The following is a 19,298-nucleotide window of genomic DNA, read 5'->3' on the forward strand; positions in this document are numbered from 1 at the left end:
ACCCGGCACAGGGAACCTCGCCATTGAACAAGCTGCTTCACCCGCTATACGGTTACCCGCTGGCGGGGCTGGAATTTATTCGTGCGATTGGCCAGAGCATGCGTCACCTCGGCGAATCACACCAGCCAAGCCCGCAGCACACCATCGCCGAGCACTTTTTCGGGGTGAACGTGGCACCCGCCGACAACGCAGAGGGCGACGATTATATCTGCGCTCGACTCAGTGAACTGGGCCTTCGCCACGTGCGCATGCACTTCAGCTATGAAAGTCTTCAGGGGCCGGCCGAGCGACTGCTCGAACGACTGCTGGGCGACGGCTTTGAGGTCATGCTCGATCTGTTGCCCCCGGCAGCCGAAGCCAACCTGATATTCGATGATGTCCAGGCGCAGCAGCGCTGGGGCAATTTCGTCGAGACAGTATTTTCCCGCTGGGGTGAGCGAGTGCATGCGATCGAAATTGGCAATACACCCAATCGCGGCAAGTGGTCAGGGTTTAGCTCTCCCGGCATCGTCATGGCGACCTACATCGCCAGACAGCGCACCCGCGACGCGACAGTCCCGGTTGGCGGGCCTAACGTGTCCGATTTCGAACCGCTGTACAACGCCACCTATCTCAGCATGCTGAACCACCTGGATGTAGCGCCTGCCATCCACACGGACAATTTATTCGTGGAGCGGGTGGTTGAGCCGGAAGCGTTCGACCACCGCGTATTGGGGCGTCTCGCCCGCGATCTGCTCAAGCTGAATCTAGTCAAGAAAGCGCGCATGCTGAAAGCCATGGGCACCTCGGTAGGCGCCAGCCAGCTGTACTGCACCTACACCTGCTGGACGATTAAGCGGCTACAGCGACGCTACGCTGAGCCCGAGCAAAAGCGGGTCGACTACCTGGTGCGCTACCTGGCCCTTGCCAGCGCCAGTGAAGCACTCGACAAAGTCTACTGGGGCCCGCTGATCTGTTCCCGCGATGGGTTGATCGACGACGCAGCCGATGACTACCCGGTCATTGACCAGGTGAGCTACTACCAGCGTATTCGGGGCAACGCCGCACATTTTCAGCCGACACCGGCATTTACCGCACTGGGGTATTTGATCGATCGTATGGCAGGTGCCCAGTGCCAACAGTTTCATCATGATCCGGCCGGGCTGACCCTGGGACAGTTCATAGACTCTGAGGGGAAATCATTTCTACTCACATGGTGCCGCGATGCTCAAGCCTTGCCGCTGTCGAACGTACTCAGCAGTGGCCAATTGCGTCATGCCAGCTTCCGCAATGCCGGCGGAGAGTCAATGGATGCGCCCGTGGTCATCAACGAACACCCCCTGTATATCGATTTGCCCATGGACACGCTCCACCCCGGGCTGGCGAACCCACAATTTGCTCCTGCCATGACCAGCCTCGCCCACTTAAGCAGTCGCCAGTGGCAATCCACGCCGTTACAGGACAGTGCCTGGTATGGCGCGGCCATGCTGCGCGCGGACGCGCAACAAGAGGACCTGGAAGCGGCACCACTGCTGCATCCTGCGGCACTGGGCCAATACCCCGAGCTGCAGGTCATGCGCGATAAGCGCAACCGGCTGTGGAACATCGCCGACCCACGCCAGGCTGACAACACGCTGACGGTAAAACTCAATCGGGTTGTCGGATTCAAACGATTCACTTACCGGTTCAGGCCCAGTAAAGGCCGTCGCCACTGGGACAATGCCTGTCAGATGTTGCGCCGCGGCGTCGCCACACCACTGCCGGTGGCCTTCTTCGAGGCGCCGGAACAGGCTGGCATTCGCGACTCCTGGTACGTTTGCCAGTTCGTCCCGAATGCGTTTTCAAGCCGCGACGTCTATCGCGCATTCAATGACGGTGCTGCGACATATCGGGGCCTCGACAAGGCCACCTGGTTCGACATCATCGCCGGCTTCGTGTGCCACATGCACGACAAGCAGATCATCCACCGCGACTTGTCCTCGGGAAACCTGTTGCTCATCCAGGCTGATGACGGCCAGGTAGAGGCCATGGCGATCGATATAGGCAGGGCGCGGACCTGGTCCGGGCCCGGCTCAAAAGTCCGCAATCGGGACCGCATGCTAGATCTGATTCGCATCGCCTACAAACTCACGTGGCCGGATCGCGAACTTTTTATTGACGTATACGAGCAGCATCTGGGCAAATCACTGTCCCCGCTGTGGCGCATACCGTTCCACTACTACGACAACAAACAAAGGTTCAAAAAGTGGCTTAAGCGCAAACGCGGCAAGTAGCGCCCTCACGCGGTTTGTCGCCACCCGTTATAACGTTATACTGCCAGAGAAAACGGGGCCCTGCCCCGGCCAGCAGCTGCAATAACATCAGGATAAGAATGCCCGGAGCGCCAGAACAACCTCCCTCCCTACACGCCATGCTGGAATTGGAGACGTCCGCCCGACTAGCCGGCCAACTCGCAGTGCTCGACAGGAGCGAGTTTACCCTTGCTCAGGTTCAACTTATTCAAGGATCCACTACTGGAGACAAAGTCCGGGTTAAACCCGGTATCGAGGCTACCCTTTACTACAACCCCGATGAGCCCGATGAAAAAGTGACGATTCAGGTGTCGGCCATCGATGGCAAAAACCTTACCCTGCGGCTACTCGAAACCGGCCATCGCGACACGATTCTGTGCCTGCTCGCTCGCCAGGAGCAGAAGAGCCTGTCCGACGCAGAACACGAGCTGAAAGGCTCCAGCGCCGAGCATACCCGCCTGCTGCGCGAACTGCGCACCCGCTCGATGTTGCGGGTCTCTGAGCTATTCAAACACTTTCTTCACGATCTGGTACCGCACCTGGTGGAAAAGTCAGCCCAGACCGGCAATAGAAATGACCAAGGCCACCCACTGTACGACGGTGCCAACAAAATTCGCCACGAGATGGAGCGCCTTAGTCAGATCACCTTGCATACGGTGGCCGGCTATTTCAACGAGTTCTGCCCCCCTGAAGGAGGCCGTAACTTTACTCAGGGAGGTACGCCGGCCGATCAGTTGGACCTGGTTGACCTGAACGACTATGAGCACGACCTGGCGATTAATCGCATGGTAGCTATGGGTGAGGAGCAACACGCCCTGCCGCTGGAAGCGCTTATTCTCCGCACGGCCAAACTGATCAGCGCCGATCCTCTCCAGGTGCGTCTGCCCATCCACCCACGCCAGCTGAGCCAGGCCTTTCAGATAGGCATCAGCTCGCTGGAACTTCCCCCGGAAGCAGCTGGGGCAAGCTACGACTACTTTGCGCGCAAGGTCATCCGCAAGCTCGATGAGCCCTATCAGCACCTCAACAGTTTCCTCGAGGAGCACGGCATCGGCGGCGGGCTGGAGGAACGGATACGCACCAAAGGATCACTATTGCGCCCACCGACCACCGGGACCACCACGCGCAACCCGCGCTCGGGCCCACCCGCGGCCGTTGACTCTCACGCGAGCAGCGACGGTCAGGGCGAACAGGCTCATACAGCAGCTGCGCCGCAGACAACACCCGGCAGTATCGATCCCTCTGCGCTGAGTATATACCAGTCCATCATCGACGCCCTGAATCTAAGACGCGGGCTGGGCGTACAGCAGGCAGCGCCGGATAACTGGGGAGCGCCTGTTGACGGTACTGCAAACACCAACCCGCTGGCAGATGCCCGGGCAGTGGCCAGTGCGCTGGGCAGCATCCAGCGCGACACCGCAGTGCAGGCGGCCCTGCGTGAAGCCACCTCGCTGCGCGAATTTCTCGCCGATCACCGCGAGCAGCTGGGTGATTTACACGGCACCGGCGGTCTCAGCGCCGACAGTCTCAACCAGCTCGATCTGGTCGACAATTTATTCGGAACGATTCACGCAGAACTCAATGTCAACGATGAGCTTAAACCCACTCTGAGTAACCTGCAGATTCCACTGGCAAAACTTGCCCTGCTGGACCAGACATTTTTTGCCGATCGCGGCCACGTGGCTCGCGACATGGTCGACAAACTGTCCTCATTGGCCACTTCGGCGAACTTTCCCAACCGCGTACTCGAAGAACGCATTAACCATGTCGTTGACGAAATTGTTAACGACTATCACCAGGACGACGCTGTATTCAGCCGCGCCCTGAGCAAAATCGACCGTCTGGTAGATCAGCAGCAGCGCGCCATTGCGCGCAATGTTGAGCGAGTCGTTCGCACCCAGGAAGGTCAGGAGAAACTGCACCAGGCAAGGCGCGCCGTCAGCGATGTGATTAACGAGCGTATCCGCCCGCCGGCTGCGCCGCGCGTATTGCTGGACCTGGTTGAAAGTGGCTATCGAGACCTGCTGGTTCTCACCCATGTCAAAGAGGGCCCCGACAGCCAGGTCTGGTCAGATCAGGTCAACAGCCTCGACCTGCTAGTCTCGTGGTTAGCCCAGCTGCAGGACGGCGACGCTGATCGTGACGTGGGCATGCAGCGCGGCATGGAAGCGGAAACGCTGCTGGATATGGTAGGTCAGCAAATTACTTCAGCACTGCCTACCAACGTGGCTCACGAGTCCGTGCTGGAAGAACTCCGCGACATCCTGACCAACAATCAAAGCGTTGAATCGGCCGAGGTCGATGCGACGCCGACAAGCGAAGATAAAGATACCGAAGCACTTCATTCTAAGGTACGGGAACTACCGCGCCTGCGACGCTGGGTACGTCGCGTTGAACAATTACAGCCCGATTCCTGGTTAAGTTACCGGGACGCACAGGGGCAGCGCCACCGTATGCGCCTGGCCTGGATTAGTGATGAGAAAGATCGATTTATCTTTGTCGATGAACGCGGCCACAAAACCGCCGATCTAAACGCGGTACAGCTGGCGCGTAAACTCAGCCAGGGAGCGCAAACACCTACGCCCGCGGACGACATGTCGGTCGTGGACAAGAGCATTTACCGGACACTGGAACAGGCGCAGAAAACCCTCAGCTTCGCCCGTAATCACGACTCGCTGACCCAGCTTGTTAACCGCGATACCTTCGTCAATCAGCTGGAAAGAGCGCTTAACCACGCCCGGCAGAAACAAACGCAACACGCGCTGCTGTATATCAACGTCGATCAATTCGATCTGGTCAACCAGGTCTATGACCAGGTGAGCGGCGACCAGGTACTACTGGAATTCAGCAAACTCCTCGCGCAGCTGCACGGCAAAAAGTGTTCTTCAGCGCGTCTGGAGGGCGACGAGTTCGCGCTGCTGTTATTAGATCGCTCAGCGGAACAGGCGGCCCAGTTAGGAGAGAAAATTCGCAGTGATATCGAGCAAGCCAGTCTCGATATCGAGGGCGAAAAAGTCTCATTTACCGTTTCCATCGGTGTCGCACCGATCCTCGAGCACAGCCAGGCGGCCGCGGAGCTGCTCGAGTCAGCCCGCGTGGCGATGCACCACGCCAAGGAACAAGGGCGCAACCGTGTAGAGATGTATCACGAGGATCAGGCCCAGGCGACTACCTACCAAAACGAGAAAGACCGCTCCCGGGAAGATCTCGAGCAGGCATTGGCGACCGATCGCTTTGTATTGCGAGCTCAGCCCATTGTGCAAAGCGCTGTCGATGGCGATACGCCGCAGCGTCGGCACTATGAATTGTTGCTGGCCTTACGCAACAAGGACGGCTCCATCACGTCGCCGGAAGAGTTCATCCAGTCTGCCGAGCAGTACGGCTTTATGACACTGGTCGACCGCTGGGTGATCCGCGAGGCATTCAGCTGGATCAGCCAGCTGATGGACGATCAGAAAGAAGTCCCGCACCTGGCCATTAACCTGTCCGGCGTCAGCGTCACCGACGACGATTTTATGGAGTACCTGCTGGAGCAGATCTCCGAGTTCGGTGTGGGCACCAGCCTCATCTGCTTCGAGATCACTGAGACTGGCACTATCTCCAACCTTGTCAAGGCCGCCGACTTCGTCCAGGCGTTTCGCAACATTGGCTGTAAGTTCTCAATCGATGATTTCGGCACCGGGCTTGCTAGCCACAACTATCTGCGCGAACTGCCCGTTGACTATGTCAAAATTGACGGCACATTTATCTCCAATATCCACCACAGCCGAGCCGACTACGCCATGGCCCGATCGATTAACGATCTGGCGCACTTCCTCGGCCAGGAAACCATTGCCGAATCGGTGGAAAACGATGAGATTATTGCCAAGCTCAAGGAAATTGGGGTCGACTACCTGCAGGGCTGGGGCGTGGGCAAACCGAAACCCCTATTCGAGATTACTGCCGAACTTTCCACCATAGCGCGATAATCCGCCGTGCACGCTTCTTTCGACACTGACTACGACGAGCTGATAGGGCTGATATACCAGGGCCCGCTGGAAGAACAGCCCTGGCAAACTGCACTGCCAGCGCTGCGCGAGATGCTCGATGTTCAGGTAGTGTCACTGGTATTGCGCCCCCCCGCCGTCGGTGATCCCGGGCTGATCCTCAATAGCGTCCGCCCTGAAGGTGCCGATGCGCCCGCATTGGCCAGCCCCGATGACTGGGAACTGACAGCCTATCGCGATGAGTTTTTCTCCCTCGACCCGTTCGTTAATCTGCCGCTGGAAAAAGTGACAGCGCTGGAAGACATATTGCCCGACGAAGCGCTGACTGCGTCGGACTACTATCGACAATACCTGCACCCGATTGGATTGTTCAGGATTCTCGGGGTCGACACTGCAGAGCCCGGCGGTATGCTGGCACGGCTGCGTCTCTCGCGCCGAAAGCAGGAACCTCGTTTCACCGAACGCGACCGCGAGTTGCTGCGACGGTTGACCCCCCATCTCAGACGAGCCATAGAAATATACGCAACTCTCAACCGCACCACCTCGGAACGCGATGTCTATGCCGGCGCCGTTTCGCAACTGGCGGTGGCCACCATCATCCTCGACGAGCAAGCCAGAATTCGCAACGCCAATCCGATCGCCCAGGTGCTACTCGAAGAAGGTGATGGTCTCACCCGCAACGGCGACAGCCTGCAATTGGCCGGGCGTGACGCCAACCGTCAGCTGCAGCAGGCGCTGGCAACAATCATTGCCGCACAGGCCCAGGGGCAACCCTCAGTGGCTCACGCGCTGCGAGTTCCGCGCTCTGGCAGCCGCTCCGATCTCGGTCTGGTAGTACGCCCGGTGCCGCACTCCGAATGGAGTCAGGGCCAATCAAGCCCCTGCGCAGCGGTCTTTATCTCGGACCCCGATCAGCACGAATCGGCCTCCAAACAAACCCTCGGAGAGCTGTTTGAGCTCACTCCCGCAGAAGCCAATCTGGCCATTTTGCTGGCGCGCGGCCTGAGCCTGGCAGAGGTCTCTGAAGTACAGAATATTTCCCAGCACACCGCCAGGGCCCAGTTAAAGTCGATCTTCGCGAAAACCGGTATTTCCCGACAGGCCGAACTGGTGCGATTGATTATCAAGAGCGTTGCCTCACTGGGCTAGGTTATCCCCGCCTCTCGTCGACCCAGATCAACAAGCGCTGTGCAGGAATTTGATACTTTGCGCCTGTATGACCGCCGGCCTTCCACGATGAACAACGACCTTATCACAACCACCACTATCACCTCGGAATTTCGTGAGGAAATGACCATCGCGCGCAAGTACGCCTGTCAGGGGCCGCGCTATACGTCTTATCCCACCGCTCACCAGTTTCGCCAGGACTTTCCGTTTCAACAATATCTGGATTGGCAGGCAATCGACGGCGACCGCCGCCGCGACCCGCTGTCGATTTATCTGCACCTGCCCTTCTGCCGGGACATCTGCTAATACTGCGCCTGCAATAAAATCGTGACCCGTGAGCAAGGCGTTGCCCAGACCTACCTGGAACATCTGCAGCAGGAAATTCGCCTGCAATCAGCACTGGTTGGCGACACCCGGCCGATCACCCAGATGCATTGGGGCGGGGGCACTCCAACGTACCTGGATCACGCCCAGATCACCGAGCTCATGCATATGCTGGCCAGCCACTTCAACCTGCTGGACAAGGGCTATCGGGAATATTCCATCGAGATTGATCCGCGCACAGTGGAGCTCAACACCATCGCCCTGCGGCCCGAACGCATTGCCTGTTACAACTACGCTCACCTCCCCGAGCGTTTCACCAGCCAGCGGGCCATCGATCGTTTAACGCTATCCACCCCGGAGTAGAACCTGTTGTTACATGAGCTGATCAGCCACACGCTGCAGAAAGCCGGCTATCGCCTGATCGGCATGGATCACTATGTGCTTCCTGACGATGAGCCGGCAATCGCTCAACAAGAGGGACGCCTGCAGCGTAATTTCCAGGGTTATTCACTGCATATGGCAGACGACTTGTTGGGCCTGGGCATTTCGGCCATTAGCCAGATGGGCGACTACTACCTGCAGAATGAACGCAACCTGGGCGACTACTACAGCGCCATCGACAGCGGCGCGCTACCGGTCAATCGCGGTGTAAAGACAACCGCCGAAGACCAGCTGCGCCGCCACGTGATCATGCGCCTGATTTCCAATCTGCGACTGGACCTGAGCGAGTGCAACGAACGCTTTGGCATCGCCTTTAACGAGAAGTTTGCGACGCAGCTGATCTCGCTCCAACCGCTTGTTGACGACGAACTTCTGAGCATCTCTGGGGACGAGGTGCGAATTCACCAGCAGGGGCGGCCCTTTCTACGCAATACCTGCCTGCCTTTCGACGCCTATCTGACGGCTCCAAAAGGTGACGAACCCGCGCCCAGATTCTCCGCAACCGTCTGATTTACGCCCAAAAATCACGTTACTGCCACTGTGGATTTTAGATTATAATTAGCACCGTTCTAGTGCACGGGATTTCTCATGACGAACATTGCAGAGTCGAGAAGCAAAAGCTACCAGACTTGCACCCACGACCTTCAGGTCAGCTGTGGCAATTGCCGCCTTAACAGCATCTGCCTGCCGCTGGCCCTGGAGTCAGACGACATCGCCCAGTTGGATGACATCATCCAGCGCAGCAAACCTCTGCAAAAAAACCAGCACCTGTACCGCGAAGGCGACGACTTCGAGTCGGTATATGCCGTTCGCTCGGGCACGCTCAAGGCCTACAAGACCGCTGATGACGGCCGCGAGCAGGTCACTGGTTTTTACTTTCCCGGAGAAATTCTGGGCATGGATGGTATCTCCAACAACTCCCACGCCTCTTCCGCCAAGGGGCTGGAGACCGCAGCCATCTGCGAAATTCCCTTTACCTCACTGGAAAAACACAGTGCGCTGATACCGAACCTGCAGCGCCACTTTTTCCAGCTGATGAGCCACGAGATCACCGAGGATCAACAACTGATCACCCTGCTGAGCAAAAATTCGGCAGATGAACGTGTGGCCGCACTATTGCTGAGCATCTCCGGTCGCAATGCGCGCCGCAAGCTCAGCGCAACCCAGTTCCGTCTACCCATGCCGCGGGTAGACATTGGCAACTATCTTGGGCTCACGGTGGAAACCGTGTCCCGGGTATTCAGCCGATTGCAGAAAATGGACATTCTGCAAGTGGACAACAAGGAAATAGAAATTCTGGATAGTCAGGGCCTGAGGAACATTGCCAACCTCAGTAGCTAGCGCATGATTATCGGCCGCTGTTGTGTACACCTGTATTTGACGCAGTCGACGACCATTTCTATCTTGATTCACATCATGGTGAATTACCTGACAAATCCTAGAATGCACGCAACTACCAGAGTAGATTTGGGGAGATAATAACCAAATGATTCAACATACCTTCGGCTTGCTTGTTAAGCCTAGTTCCCAGTGGAAGAGCATTTCTGAGCTGTCCGACAGCTCCTTCAAGACTTTGCTGCTGTATCCCTGGATTCTGTCGATTATTCCAGCTGTGGCCTGGTACTACGGGACCACCGACATAGGCTGGACAGTCGGCGATGGAGAGAGCGTCCGACTGACCAAAGACAGTGCCTTACAAATTTGTATCCTATTTTATTTAACTCAGGTAGTATGCCTCGCCGTTTTGGGCTACTTCGTTCACTGGATGAGCGACACCTACGGCGCGGAGTCCAGTATTGCCAAGGGCATCATCATTTGCTCCCTGGCAGCCACCCCCATGTTTATCTTTGGCGCAGTGGGTTTTTACCCTGTGCTTTGGCTGGACCTACTCATCGGCATTGTCGCCGTGTGCTGGGCCGTCTACCTGATGTATTTGGGCATCCCCATATTAATGGACATCCCCGAGGAACGCGGATTTCTGTTTTCGAGTGCGGTTATGGGCGTGGCACTGGTATTGCTGATCTGCATTATGGTCGGCGCAGTGATTTTATGGGACTTCGGAGCGGCACCTGCCTTTACCGACTAGCCCACTCAACAATGATTTTTGCCTTTCTCAAAATCTGACTTTGGAACGAAACCATGAGCGAGCTTAACTCCGCACTGGAACATCCCACCTACAACTATAAGGTGGTGCGCCAGTTTGCAATTATGACGGTAGTCTGGGGGATAGTGGGCATGCTGGTTGGCGTGATTATCGCCGCCCAGCTCGCCTGGCCCGAGCTGAACCTGGGTATCGAATACCTGCATTTCGGGCGCCTGCGCCCGCTGCACACCAATGCGGTAATCTTTGCCTTCGGGGGCTGCGCCCTCTTCGCCACCTCATATTTTATTGTCCAGCGCACCTGCCAGGTGCGCCTGGTATCGGACAAGCTCGCTGCATTTACATTCTGGGGCTGGCAGGCCGTGATCGTCGCGGCCGCTATTACCCTGCCACTGGGCCTGACTTCCAGTAAGGAGTACGCCGAATTGGAATGGCCCATCGACATCCTGATCGCCGTGGTCTGGGTGGCCTACGGCGTGGTGTTCTTCGGCACCATCATGAAGCGCAAGGCGCGCCACATCTATGTCGCGAACTGGTTCCTGGGCTCGTTTATCGTCACAGTTGCTATCTTGCACATCATGAACTCCGCAGCAGTACCTGTATCGGCCTTTAAATCGTATTCAGCCTATGCCGGCACCGTGGATGCGATGGTCCAGTGGTGGTATGGCCATAACGCCGTGGGCTTTTTCCTGACCGCGGGTTTCCTGGGCATGATGTACTACTTTGTGCCCAAGCAGGCGGAGCGCCCCGTGTATTCCTATCGCCTGTCTATCGTCCATTTCTGGGCGCTAATCTCGATTTACATCTGGGCCGGCCCCCACCACCTGCACTACACCGCCCTGCCCGATTGGGCACAAAGCCTGGGCATGATCATGTCACTGATTCTGCTGGCTCCTTCCTGGGGCGGCATGATTAACGGCATGATGACCCTGTCCGGCGCCTGGCATAAGCTGCGCACCGACCCAATTCTGCGCTTCCTGGTCGTCAGTCTGTCGTTTTACGGAATGTCGACATTTGAAGGTCCGATGATGGCCATCAAGACCGTTAACGCACTGTCTCACTACACCGACTGGACCATTGGCCACGTGCACTCTGGCGCACTAGGCTGGGTAGCCATGATTTCCATTGGCTCGCTGTACCACCTGATTCCGATCGTGTTCGGCCGCGACCGCATGTACTCCACCGACCTGATTAGCGTCCACTTCTGGATGGCGACCATTGGCACGGTGATGTACATCGCTTCCATGTGGGTAAACGGCATCATGCAGGGCCTGATGTGGCGCGCCTACAACCAGGACGGCACCCTGACCTACAGCTTCGTTGAGTCTGTCGCCGCCAGCTATCCCGGTTATGTGGTCCGTGTACTGGGTGGCGCCGTGTTCTTCGGTGGCATGCTGGTCATGGCCTACAACGTATACATGACAACCCGCCGCGACGTCGAAGCCCAGCCTGCACCTGTTGCAGCCAGCGCCGCCTGAGGAGTGACGAGAATATGAAACACGAAGCAGTTGAGACCAACATAGGCTTGATGATTGTCGGTATGATCATCGCCATCAGCTTTGGCACGCTAGTGGAATTGGTGCCCCTGATGTTCATTAAGGAAACCAACGAACCCATTGCGGGCCTCAAACCCCTTCCCGCACTCGAACTGGAAGGCCGCGACATTTATATTCGCGAAGGGTGCAACACCTGTCACTCGCAGATGATTCGTCCCCTGCGCGCCGAGACCGAACGCTACGGGCACTACTCAGTGGCTGGCGAATTTGTCTACGATCATCCCTTCCTGTGGGGCTCAAAGCGAACCGGCCCTGACCTTGCCCGCGTAGGTGGTCGTTACTCTGACGACTGGCATCGCGCGCACTTGTACAACCCCCGCGACGTCGTTCCTGAATCCAACATGCCGGCATTCCCCTGGCTGTTTGAAAAGACGCTCAGTGGCGAGCACACCGCCCAGAAGATGACGTCTCTGCGCACGGTGGGTGTGCCCTATACCGATGATGACATTGCTGACGCAGCGGCGGCTGTCTCAGGTAAGAAAGAGATCGACGCCCTGGTCGCCTATCTGCAGCAGCTCGGTCTGCTGCTGCAATCGAGGCGCTAACACCATGGACATCAACGATCTCCGCGGCCTGAGTACGCTATTCCTGATGATCTCGTTCATCGGCGTGTGTATCTGGGCCTACAGCAGCAAACGAAAATCGGCCTTTGATGAAGCCGCACAACTGCCCTTCGCAGATGAAGAGCAGCATCAGAACACCATGCAGGAGGAAGTAAGGAATGACTAGTTTCTGGAGTTTGTGGGTAATCATCCTCACTTCACTCACGATAGTGCTCATTACCTGGATACTGTTCGCCAACCGTTCACGCGAGAACCCGGAAGCCAAAACTACCGGCCACGTCTTCGACGGTATCGAAGAGTACGACAACCCGATGCCGGCGTGGTGGTTCATGATGTTTGTCATCACCATTGTGTTCAGCATTGGCTATCTGATCATGTACCCGGGCATGGGTAATTTCCAGGGCCTACTCGGCTGGTCCCAGGAATCACAGCACGATAAGGATGTGGCCGCCGCAGAGAAGCGCTATCGCGACATGCGAGATCGCTACCTTGCCATGCCCATTGAGGAAATCGCCAATGACCCTGCGGTACGCAAAATGGGCATGCGTATGTTCAGTAATAACTGCGCTATCTGCCACGGTGCCGATGCCAAGGGCGCCTACGGCTTCCCCAATCTGACGGACGATGACTGGATTTGGGGCGGCACCCCCGAGGCCATCAAAGCCACACTGGTTGACGGGCGCAAGGCAGCCATGCCTGCCTGGGGTGGCATTCTCGGCGACCAGGGTGTGGCCGATGTTTCAGCCTATGTGATGTCACTCAGTGGCCGCGAAATTGATAGCGCTCAGAAAGAAGCCGGCGCGAAGCATTACCAGACCTATTGTGTCGCCTGTCACGGTGCAGATGGCAAGGGCAATCAGGCATTGGGCGCTCCCAACCTGGCCAACGGGATTTGGCTTTACGGCGGCTCCCTGGAGCAGATCACGCACAGTCTTCGCGCAGGACGCAACGGCGTTATGCCTGCGCAGAAGGGCCTGCTCAGTGAGGATAAGATTCACATCCTGACGGCCTACGTCTACGGCCTGAGCAACTAAACTGTAACAACGTCCACTCGAGGGGCCCGACGCCGGTCCCTCAACCTCACGCCCCTTTTCTGTGAGCACATGCCATGTCTGACAAGGACCTGATTGATCTGAAAGAAGTCGCCCCCGCCGAGGTTGGCGAGGTCGATCTTTATCAACGGCGCGAGCGCATCTACACGCGCAAGGTTGAAGGCTTTTTCCAGAAGGTCAGGCTCTACACCGGCTGGCCGTTGTTGCTCGGCTACTATCTGATGCCATGGCTCACCTGGGATGGGCGCCAGGCCATTTTGTTCGATTTACCCGAGCGCAAATTCCACATCCTCGGTCTCACCTTCTGGCCGCAGGATTTTCCGATGCTGGCCTTCCTGCTCATTATTGCCGCCTACATGTTGTTCGCGGTGACCACCTTCGCAGGGCGAATCTGGTGTGGCTATACCTGTCCACAAACCGTATGGACCACCATGTTCATGTGGTGGGAACAGAAAACCGAGGGCAGCCGCAATCAGCGGATGAAGCTGGACAAGGCCCCCATGTCGATGGAGAAATTTCGCAAGAAGTGTCTTAAGCACAGCGGCTGGTTATTTATCGGCTTTGCCACGGGTGTAACGTTTGTCGGCTATTTCTACGGCATCCGCGAACTGCTGGTGGACTTGTTTGCGGGCACGGCCGGTGCCTGGGCATATTTCTGGACCCAGTTCTTCACCTTCGCCACTTATATCAACGCCGGCTGGATGCGGGAACAGGTGTGCATGTATATGTGCCCCTACGCACGATTCCAGTCGGTGATGTTTGATCAGGACACACTCATCGTATCCTATGACAAGGTCCGGGGTGAGGCTCGCGGCAGCCGCAAGAAAACCGCCGACCCCAAGGAACTCGGCTTGGGTGACTGCATCGACTGCGAACTGTGTGTACAGGTCTGCCCGACGGGTATCGACATCCGCAACGGCCTCCAATACGAGTGCATTGGCTGTGCGTTATGCATCGACGCCTGCGACTCTGTGATGGAGAAAATGGACTACGACAAGGGCCTGGTCCGCTACACCAGTGAACGAGAGCTGAATGGTGAAGGTAAGACACATTGGCTGCGGCCGCGTATCATTGGGTACGTGGTAGTACTGGCAGTTATGTTTGGCGCGTTCGGCTACAACATGCTTTACCGGGTACCGCTGGAGTTAACGATCATCCGCGATCGCAACCAGTTATTCGTGACTACGGATACCGGTGCCATAGACAACATCTATACACTCCAGTTGGCGAACATGTCCCCGGAAATGCATGAATTCACCCTTTCCATCGACGGCCTTGAGAACGCTGAGATTATTGGCGATCGCATGCACACGCTCGATGGCGAAGAAATTCGCTCGATAAGCCTGCGAGTGCGGATGATGCCCGAGGACCTGGACAAGCCTAGCACTGCCTTTAATTTTGAAGCCCAGGCAAGTGATCGTGAAGATCTCAGGATTGTTCACGAAACACGATTCGTAAAGCCACTGTAGGCGGCCTGACAACAGAGTAGTAAAGCGATGAGCAAACAACTGCCCCGCGAGGACAGTCAACCCTGGTACAAACAGTTCTGGCCCTGGTTCTTAATCGCCCTGCCCGCAGCCGTTGTGGTAGCCGGGATTAACATGGTGTTTGTAGCGCATGAAGGCGCCGATGATCTGGTGGCCGACGAGTACTACAAGGATGGCCTGGCCATCAATCGCAAGCTGGAAAAGATCGAGCGCGCCAGATCGCTGAACATTGCCGCTAATATTTTCATACAAGGCAGCGACATTGTGATCAAAACCTCGGGGCCCGTGAATGATCAGCTGCTCAAGCTCGATATGTCACACCCCCTCGAATCCAACCAGGACTTCAGCCTGATGTTGGTACAGAGCGTACCAGGCGAGTATCGCGGCCGCCTGCCCGCCGAAGTAGCTCCGCGTTGGCATTGGTCTCTCACCAGTGAAGGTGAACAGGCTTGGCGCCTCGACGGGTCAGTCACCGCCGCAGATTTAGGCAACGGCCAGGGTGGCTGACGCCGGCCTCCAGGCCGCGCGGGAAGCCCCGCCCTGCTATCACTGCGGTGAAGATATCCCCCCCGGCGTGGACCTGCACGTAGAGATCGGCGGCGAAGCACGCGCAATGTGCTGTCCTGGATGCCGCGCCGTGGCGACCATGATTACCTCCAGTGGACTGGATACCTTTTACCAGCAGCGCACGGCCTACAGCGAACGACCGGTCGAACAGCAATTCAAGCTCAATGACCAGTACTTGGTTTACGACGATCCGCAAACAGCCGCACAATTCGCCGACATGCAAAGCGATGGCACCGTGCAAGCGCGGGTGTTGCTGGGTGGTATAACCTGTGCTGCGTGTACCTGGCTGATCGAACAAACACTGGCGCCAATCCCGGGCATCTCCAGCGCCCTGGTCAATCTGCAGCAGAGTCGCCTGGACGTCGCGTTTGATCCAGCGCAAATAAAACTCAGCGAAATCTTCAGCCGCCTTGAGTCACTGGGCTACCGGCCACGCCCCTTCCAGGTCAGCACTCAGGTCGAACAAATGCGCGCAGACTACAAGCGCGACCTGCGCCGTCTGGGCGTTGCCGGCTTTGGCATGATGCAGGTGGGGATGTATGCCATTGCACTCCATGCCGGGGAGATTCAGGGAATTCAGCAGCAGTATGAAGGCCTACTGCGATGGGTCAGCCTGCTGGTCGCCAGTTTTGTTGTGTACTACTCGGCGGGGACTTTTTTTTCCACCGCCTGGCGTCACCTGAAACAAGGTGCACTGGTCATGGATTTACCGGTCGCTCTGGCGATTGGTCTGGCCTTGCTGGCCAGCGCGTGGGCGACGATTAGCGGCACCGGGCAGGTCTATTTTGATTCCGTGGTCATGTTCACATTCTTCCTGTTACTGGGTCGATTCCTCGAAGCCAGAGTACGGCAGCGCCACACCATGACCTGGTTCGACGCCGAGAGTACGCTGCCCGATGCCGTGAGTTGTCGTCGCGACGGGCAATGGCAGACCGTGCCACGCGCCCAGCTTGTGGTGGGTGACACAGTCTTGTTCCCCCCCGGGCAAACCATTGCCATCGATGCCATCGTAACCAAGGGCAGTAGCGCAGTACGGGAGGATACATTTAACGGCGAGCACCTGCCGCGCAGCGTTGCCGTGGGCGATACGGTTTACGCGGGTACGATCAATGTGGAAGCCGGGCTGGAAGCGCAGGTGCTGTGCAACTACCTGGAAAGTCGGCTCGCCGCCCTGCAGAAATCTGTAGAGGTGGCACAGACTGAAAAACCCGCGCTGGCCCGTATGGCCGACAGAATTGCATCGTGGTTTGTAGCGGGCGTACTATTGGTCACTTCCGCAACGGCGTTTATCTGGTACCAGATTGATCCTTCCCAGGCGCTGTGGATTTCACTCTCCGTACTGGTCATCAGTTGCCCCTGCGCACTGGCCCTGGCCACGCCGGCCGCGTTGACGGCCGCTGCCAGCGCCTTGCGAACTAGGGGTGTCATTGTGCGCGGAGAAAATGCCCTGGAGGCACTGTCTCGAACCACGCACGTATTGTTCGACAAAACAGGCACGCTCACCGAGGGGAATCTGTCTATTGCCGAGGTGCAGTTGCTGGGCTCAGCAGACCGCACTGAGGTACTGGCTATCGCCAGCGCACTGCAACACTTCTCCAATCACCCACTGGGGAGCGCCTTTGCAGACCTGCCCGGCAAGGCGGGATTGACGGACGTGGAATACACCGTCGGCGCCGGCATGGCCGGGATGCTCAACGGGCATGAGTACCGCATGGGCAGCGAACCCTTTTGTCGTGCACTCTTGCCCGGGCTGACGGCTCAACCGCGACAGGAATTGTATTGGGTCGCCCTGTGCAGCGACGAGGAAGCACTGGCCTGGATTGGCCTCAATGACCCACTGCGCAGTGAAGCGCGGTGCGTAGTGGCCCAAGCACAGCACGCCGGCCTGACTGTTGGCCTGCTCACTGGCGACCGTTCCGCCGCCGGACCCGCACTGGCCGAACAGCTGCAGCTGGACAGCTGCGCCTATGGCCTGCGGCCACAGGAAAAAATGGCACAGGTTCAAGCCCTCCAAGCCGATGGCCACGTGGTCACCATGGTGGGAGACGGGCTCAATGACGCCCCGGTACTGGGAATGGCTGATGCATCATTCGCAGTAGCCGATGCCACTGATCTCGCTCGTACCCAGGCTGACTTTGTGGTCGCCGGCGGGGATCTCGACGCAATCACCCGTACCTGGCACCAGGCACGCCGCTGTCGCCGAATTATTCTGCAAAACTTTGGTTGGTCCCTAGGTTACAATATCAGCGCTATTCCGCTGGCAGCAATGGGATATATACCTCCCTGGGCAGCGGCCATTGGCATGTCATTAAGTTCACTCATTGTCGTGGCAAACTCGCTGCGTCTGAGTAAGGAAGCCTCGCTGCAGGACTGAATCGTGGATAGTCTCTACCTGTTGATTCCCATTGCTATCGTGTTTGTTGCCATTGCCATCAAGTTGCTGTTGTGGGCGATTGATAGCGGCCAGTACGACGATCTCGACAAAGAGGCGTGGAGCATTCTCAACGAGGACAAGACCGCGCCCAAAGAAGACGATGACGCCCGCTGATCTAAGCTATCTCTCCGCGCTTGCGCTGGGCCTGGCCGGCAGCGGCCATTGCCTGGGCATGTGTGGCGGTGTCGCCGCCGCCTTGAACCTCGGCGGACAACGCAGACAATCTGTGACAGTTTCCTACCACGTTGGACGCATTTCCAGCTACGCCCTGCTCGGCGGCCTGCTCGGCCTGATTGCAGGCAGCATCGACCTGGTTGCGTGGACGATTGCGTTGCGCTATCTGGCGGGCCTTCTGCTGATTGCCATGGGCTTGTCCGTGGTCAATTGGTGGCAAGGTATTCGTGTCCTGGAACAAGCTGGCAGTAAACTCTGGCAGCCAGTGCAGCGGTTTTCTTCGCGATTTCTGCCCATACAGCGCCCGCATCAGGGACTGGCACTGGGATTGTGTTGGGGCCTCATGCCTTGCGGACTGATTTATTCTGCGCTGGCCTGGTCCGCCACTGCACAAAGTGCTGCCACCTCCGCAGGACTTATGTTCGTCTTTGGCATCGGCACCCTGCCTGCCATGCTCGCGGTTTCACTGGGCGCCGATCGCCTGCAGCACTTTTTACGCAGGCGTGGACTCAAGCTGTTCATTGCCATTGTGCTCATCGGCTCCGGCATGCTGACACTCTATATGGTGTATGCCCATGGGGAGCACCTGCAGCAGATAGCACCCGGCCAGCCCGCCGAAATGGACCATTCGCACCTGCATCATCACTGAGCGACACGGCACTCTCTGTATGCAACAGGAGATCATCGACACCATACTCGACGCGACCTCGGCAACGGCCATCAGCGATGTTCATGCGGTACAGTCGCTGTGGAGCGGTTACGGAGAAATACTCAGGGTATCGCTGCAAGGCAGTATCTACCCGTCCGTCATTCTCAAACATATTCAATTGCCGGAAATATCCAACCACCCGCGTGGCTGGGACAGCGATCGCTCTCACCAGCGAAAGATCCGTTCCTACCAGGTAGAAGCATACTGGTACCGTCACTATGCACCGCGCTGCGGTGCCGACAGCCCGGTACCCACCTGCCTTGCAGTAGAAGCCAGTGACAACGAGACTCTACTGCTTCTGACAGACCTCGATGCCGCGGGCTTTGATGATAGAAAACAGGCGGTTGACCTCGCAGATATACACGCATGCCTGGACTGGCTGGCGGCCTTTCACGCAACCTTCCTGGGCTCGGACGCCATTGGGCTCTGGGAGTGCGGCACATACTGGCATCTCGATACCCGCCCGG

The 19,298-nt window shown here is 57.5% G+C and carries 17 protein-coding genes and 1 pseudogene; all 18 read left to right on the forward strand.

Features of this window, described 5'->3' with window-relative positions:
• The first annotated feature begins 23 nt into the window (after positions 1 to 23).
• Positions 24 to 2,252 (forward strand): lipopolysaccharide kinase InaA family protein, encoded by a 2,229-nt coding sequence (locus A3709_RS07700; protein ID WP_066052530.1) that lies wholly within the window; start codon positions 24 to 26, stop codon positions 2,250 to 2,252.
• Positions 2,253 to 2,350: 98 nt separating this feature from the next.
• Positions 2,351 to 6,238 carry a DUF1631 family protein gene (locus tag A3709_RS07705; protein ID WP_082849979.1) on the forward strand — a complete coding sequence of 1,296 codons (3,888 nt, stop codon included), beginning with the start codon at positions 2,351 to 2,353 and terminating at the stop codon, positions 6,236 to 6,238.
• A 6-nt stretch (positions 6,239 to 6,244) separates the two neighbouring features.
• Positions 6,245 to 7,405, forward strand: coding sequence for a helix-turn-helix transcriptional regulator (locus A3709_RS07710; RefSeq protein ID WP_066052537.1), 1,161 nt, complete (start codon positions 6,245 to 6,247; stop codon positions 7,403 to 7,405).
• An 87-nt stretch (positions 7,406 to 7,492) separates the two neighbouring features.
• Positions 7,493 to 7,729, forward strand: coding sequence for a hypothetical protein (locus tag A3709_RS24480; protein ID WP_231871125.1), 237 nt, complete (start codon positions 7,493 to 7,495; stop codon positions 7,727 to 7,729).
• 21 nt (positions 7,730 to 7,750) lie between these two features.
• Positions 7,751 to 8,110, forward strand: coding sequence for a hypothetical protein (locus tag A3709_RS24485; protein ID WP_231871126.1), 360 nt, complete (start codon positions 7,751 to 7,753; stop codon positions 8,108 to 8,110).
• Between the two features lie 6 nt (positions 8,111 to 8,116).
• Entirely contained in the window at positions 8,117 to 8,698 is a 582-nt protein-coding gene (locus tag A3709_RS24490) for a hypothetical protein (protein ID WP_231871127.1), read from the forward strand.
• Between the two features lie 78 nt (positions 8,699 to 8,776).
• Positions 8,777 to 9,529 (forward strand): fumarate/nitrate reduction transcriptional regulator Fnr, encoded by a 753-nt coding sequence (fnr, locus tag A3709_RS07720; protein ID WP_066052539.1) that lies wholly within the window; start codon positions 8,777 to 8,779, stop codon positions 9,527 to 9,529.
• Between the two features lie 145 nt (positions 9,530 to 9,674).
• A complete protein-coding gene (locus tag A3709_RS07725) occupies positions 9,675 to 10,274 on the forward strand; it encodes a Yip1 family protein (protein ID WP_066052543.1) in 600 nt (199 codons plus the stop codon).
• 53 nt (positions 10,275 to 10,327) lie between these two features.
• Positions 10,328 to 11,767: a cytochrome-c oxidase, cbb3-type subunit I gene (ccoN, locus tag A3709_RS07730; RefSeq protein WP_066052545.1), complete on the forward strand. Its 1,440-nt coding sequence runs from the start codon at positions 10,328 to 10,330 to the stop codon at positions 11,765 to 11,767.
• Between the two features lie 14 nt (positions 11,768 to 11,781).
• On the forward strand, positions 11,782 to 12,390 hold the full coding sequence (ccoO, locus tag A3709_RS07735) for a cytochrome-c oxidase, cbb3-type subunit II (RefSeq protein ID WP_066052548.1): 609 nt from the start codon (positions 11,782 to 11,784) through the stop codon (positions 12,388 to 12,390).
• A 4-nt stretch (positions 12,391 to 12,394) separates the two neighbouring features.
• A complete protein-coding gene (locus A3709_RS07740; RefSeq protein ID WP_066052551.1) occupies positions 12,395 to 12,574 on the forward strand; it encodes a CcoQ/FixQ family Cbb3-type cytochrome c oxidase assembly chaperone in 180 nt (59 codons plus the stop codon).
• The gene (gene ccoP / locus A3709_RS07745; RefSeq protein WP_066052557.1) at positions 12,567 to 13,442 is read left to right on the forward strand and encodes a cytochrome-c oxidase, cbb3-type subunit III; all 876 of its coding nucleotides are present in this window, start codon (positions 12,567 to 12,569) and stop codon (positions 13,440 to 13,442) included. The genes A3709_RS07740 and ccoP overlap by 8 nt, the downstream gene beginning before the upstream one ends.
• 74 nt (positions 13,443 to 13,516) lie before the next feature.
• Entirely contained in the window at positions 13,517 to 14,929 is a 1,413-nt protein-coding gene (gene ccoG, locus A3709_RS07750; RefSeq protein ID WP_066052560.1) for a cytochrome c oxidase accessory protein CcoG, read from the forward strand.
• A 27-nt stretch (positions 14,930 to 14,956) separates the two neighbouring features.
• A complete protein-coding gene (locus A3709_RS07755) occupies positions 14,957 to 15,454 on the forward strand; it encodes a FixH family protein (protein ID WP_066052563.1) in 498 nt (165 codons plus the stop codon).
• A complete protein-coding gene (locus A3709_RS07760) occupies positions 15,447 to 17,888 on the forward strand; it encodes a heavy metal translocating P-type ATPase (protein ID WP_066052566.1) in 2,442 nt (813 codons plus the stop codon). The genes A3709_RS07755 and A3709_RS07760 overlap by 8 nt, the downstream gene beginning before the upstream one ends.
• A gap of 3 nt (positions 17,889 to 17,891) precedes the next feature.
• The gene (gene ccoS, locus A3709_RS07765; RefSeq protein WP_066052568.1) at positions 17,892 to 18,062 is read left to right on the forward strand and encodes a cbb3-type cytochrome oxidase assembly protein CcoS; all 171 of its coding nucleotides are present in this window, start codon (positions 17,892 to 17,894) and stop codon (positions 18,060 to 18,062) included.
• Entirely contained in the window at positions 18,049 to 18,771 is a 723-nt protein-coding gene (locus A3709_RS07770) for a sulfite exporter TauE/SafE family protein (RefSeq protein WP_066052571.1), read from the forward strand. The genes ccoS and A3709_RS07770 overlap by 14 nt, the downstream gene beginning before the upstream one ends.
• A gap of 19 nt (positions 18,772 to 18,790) precedes the next feature.
• Positions 18,791 to 19,298 (forward strand): annotated as a pseudogene (locus A3709_RS07775) (choline kinase); the annotation flags it as partial.

Origin of the sequence: Halioglobus sp. HI00S01, from assembly GCF_001635445.1 — a bacterium.
Lineage (GTDB): Bacteria > Pseudomonadota > Gammaproteobacteria > Pseudomonadales > Halieaceae > Halioglobus > Halioglobus japonicus.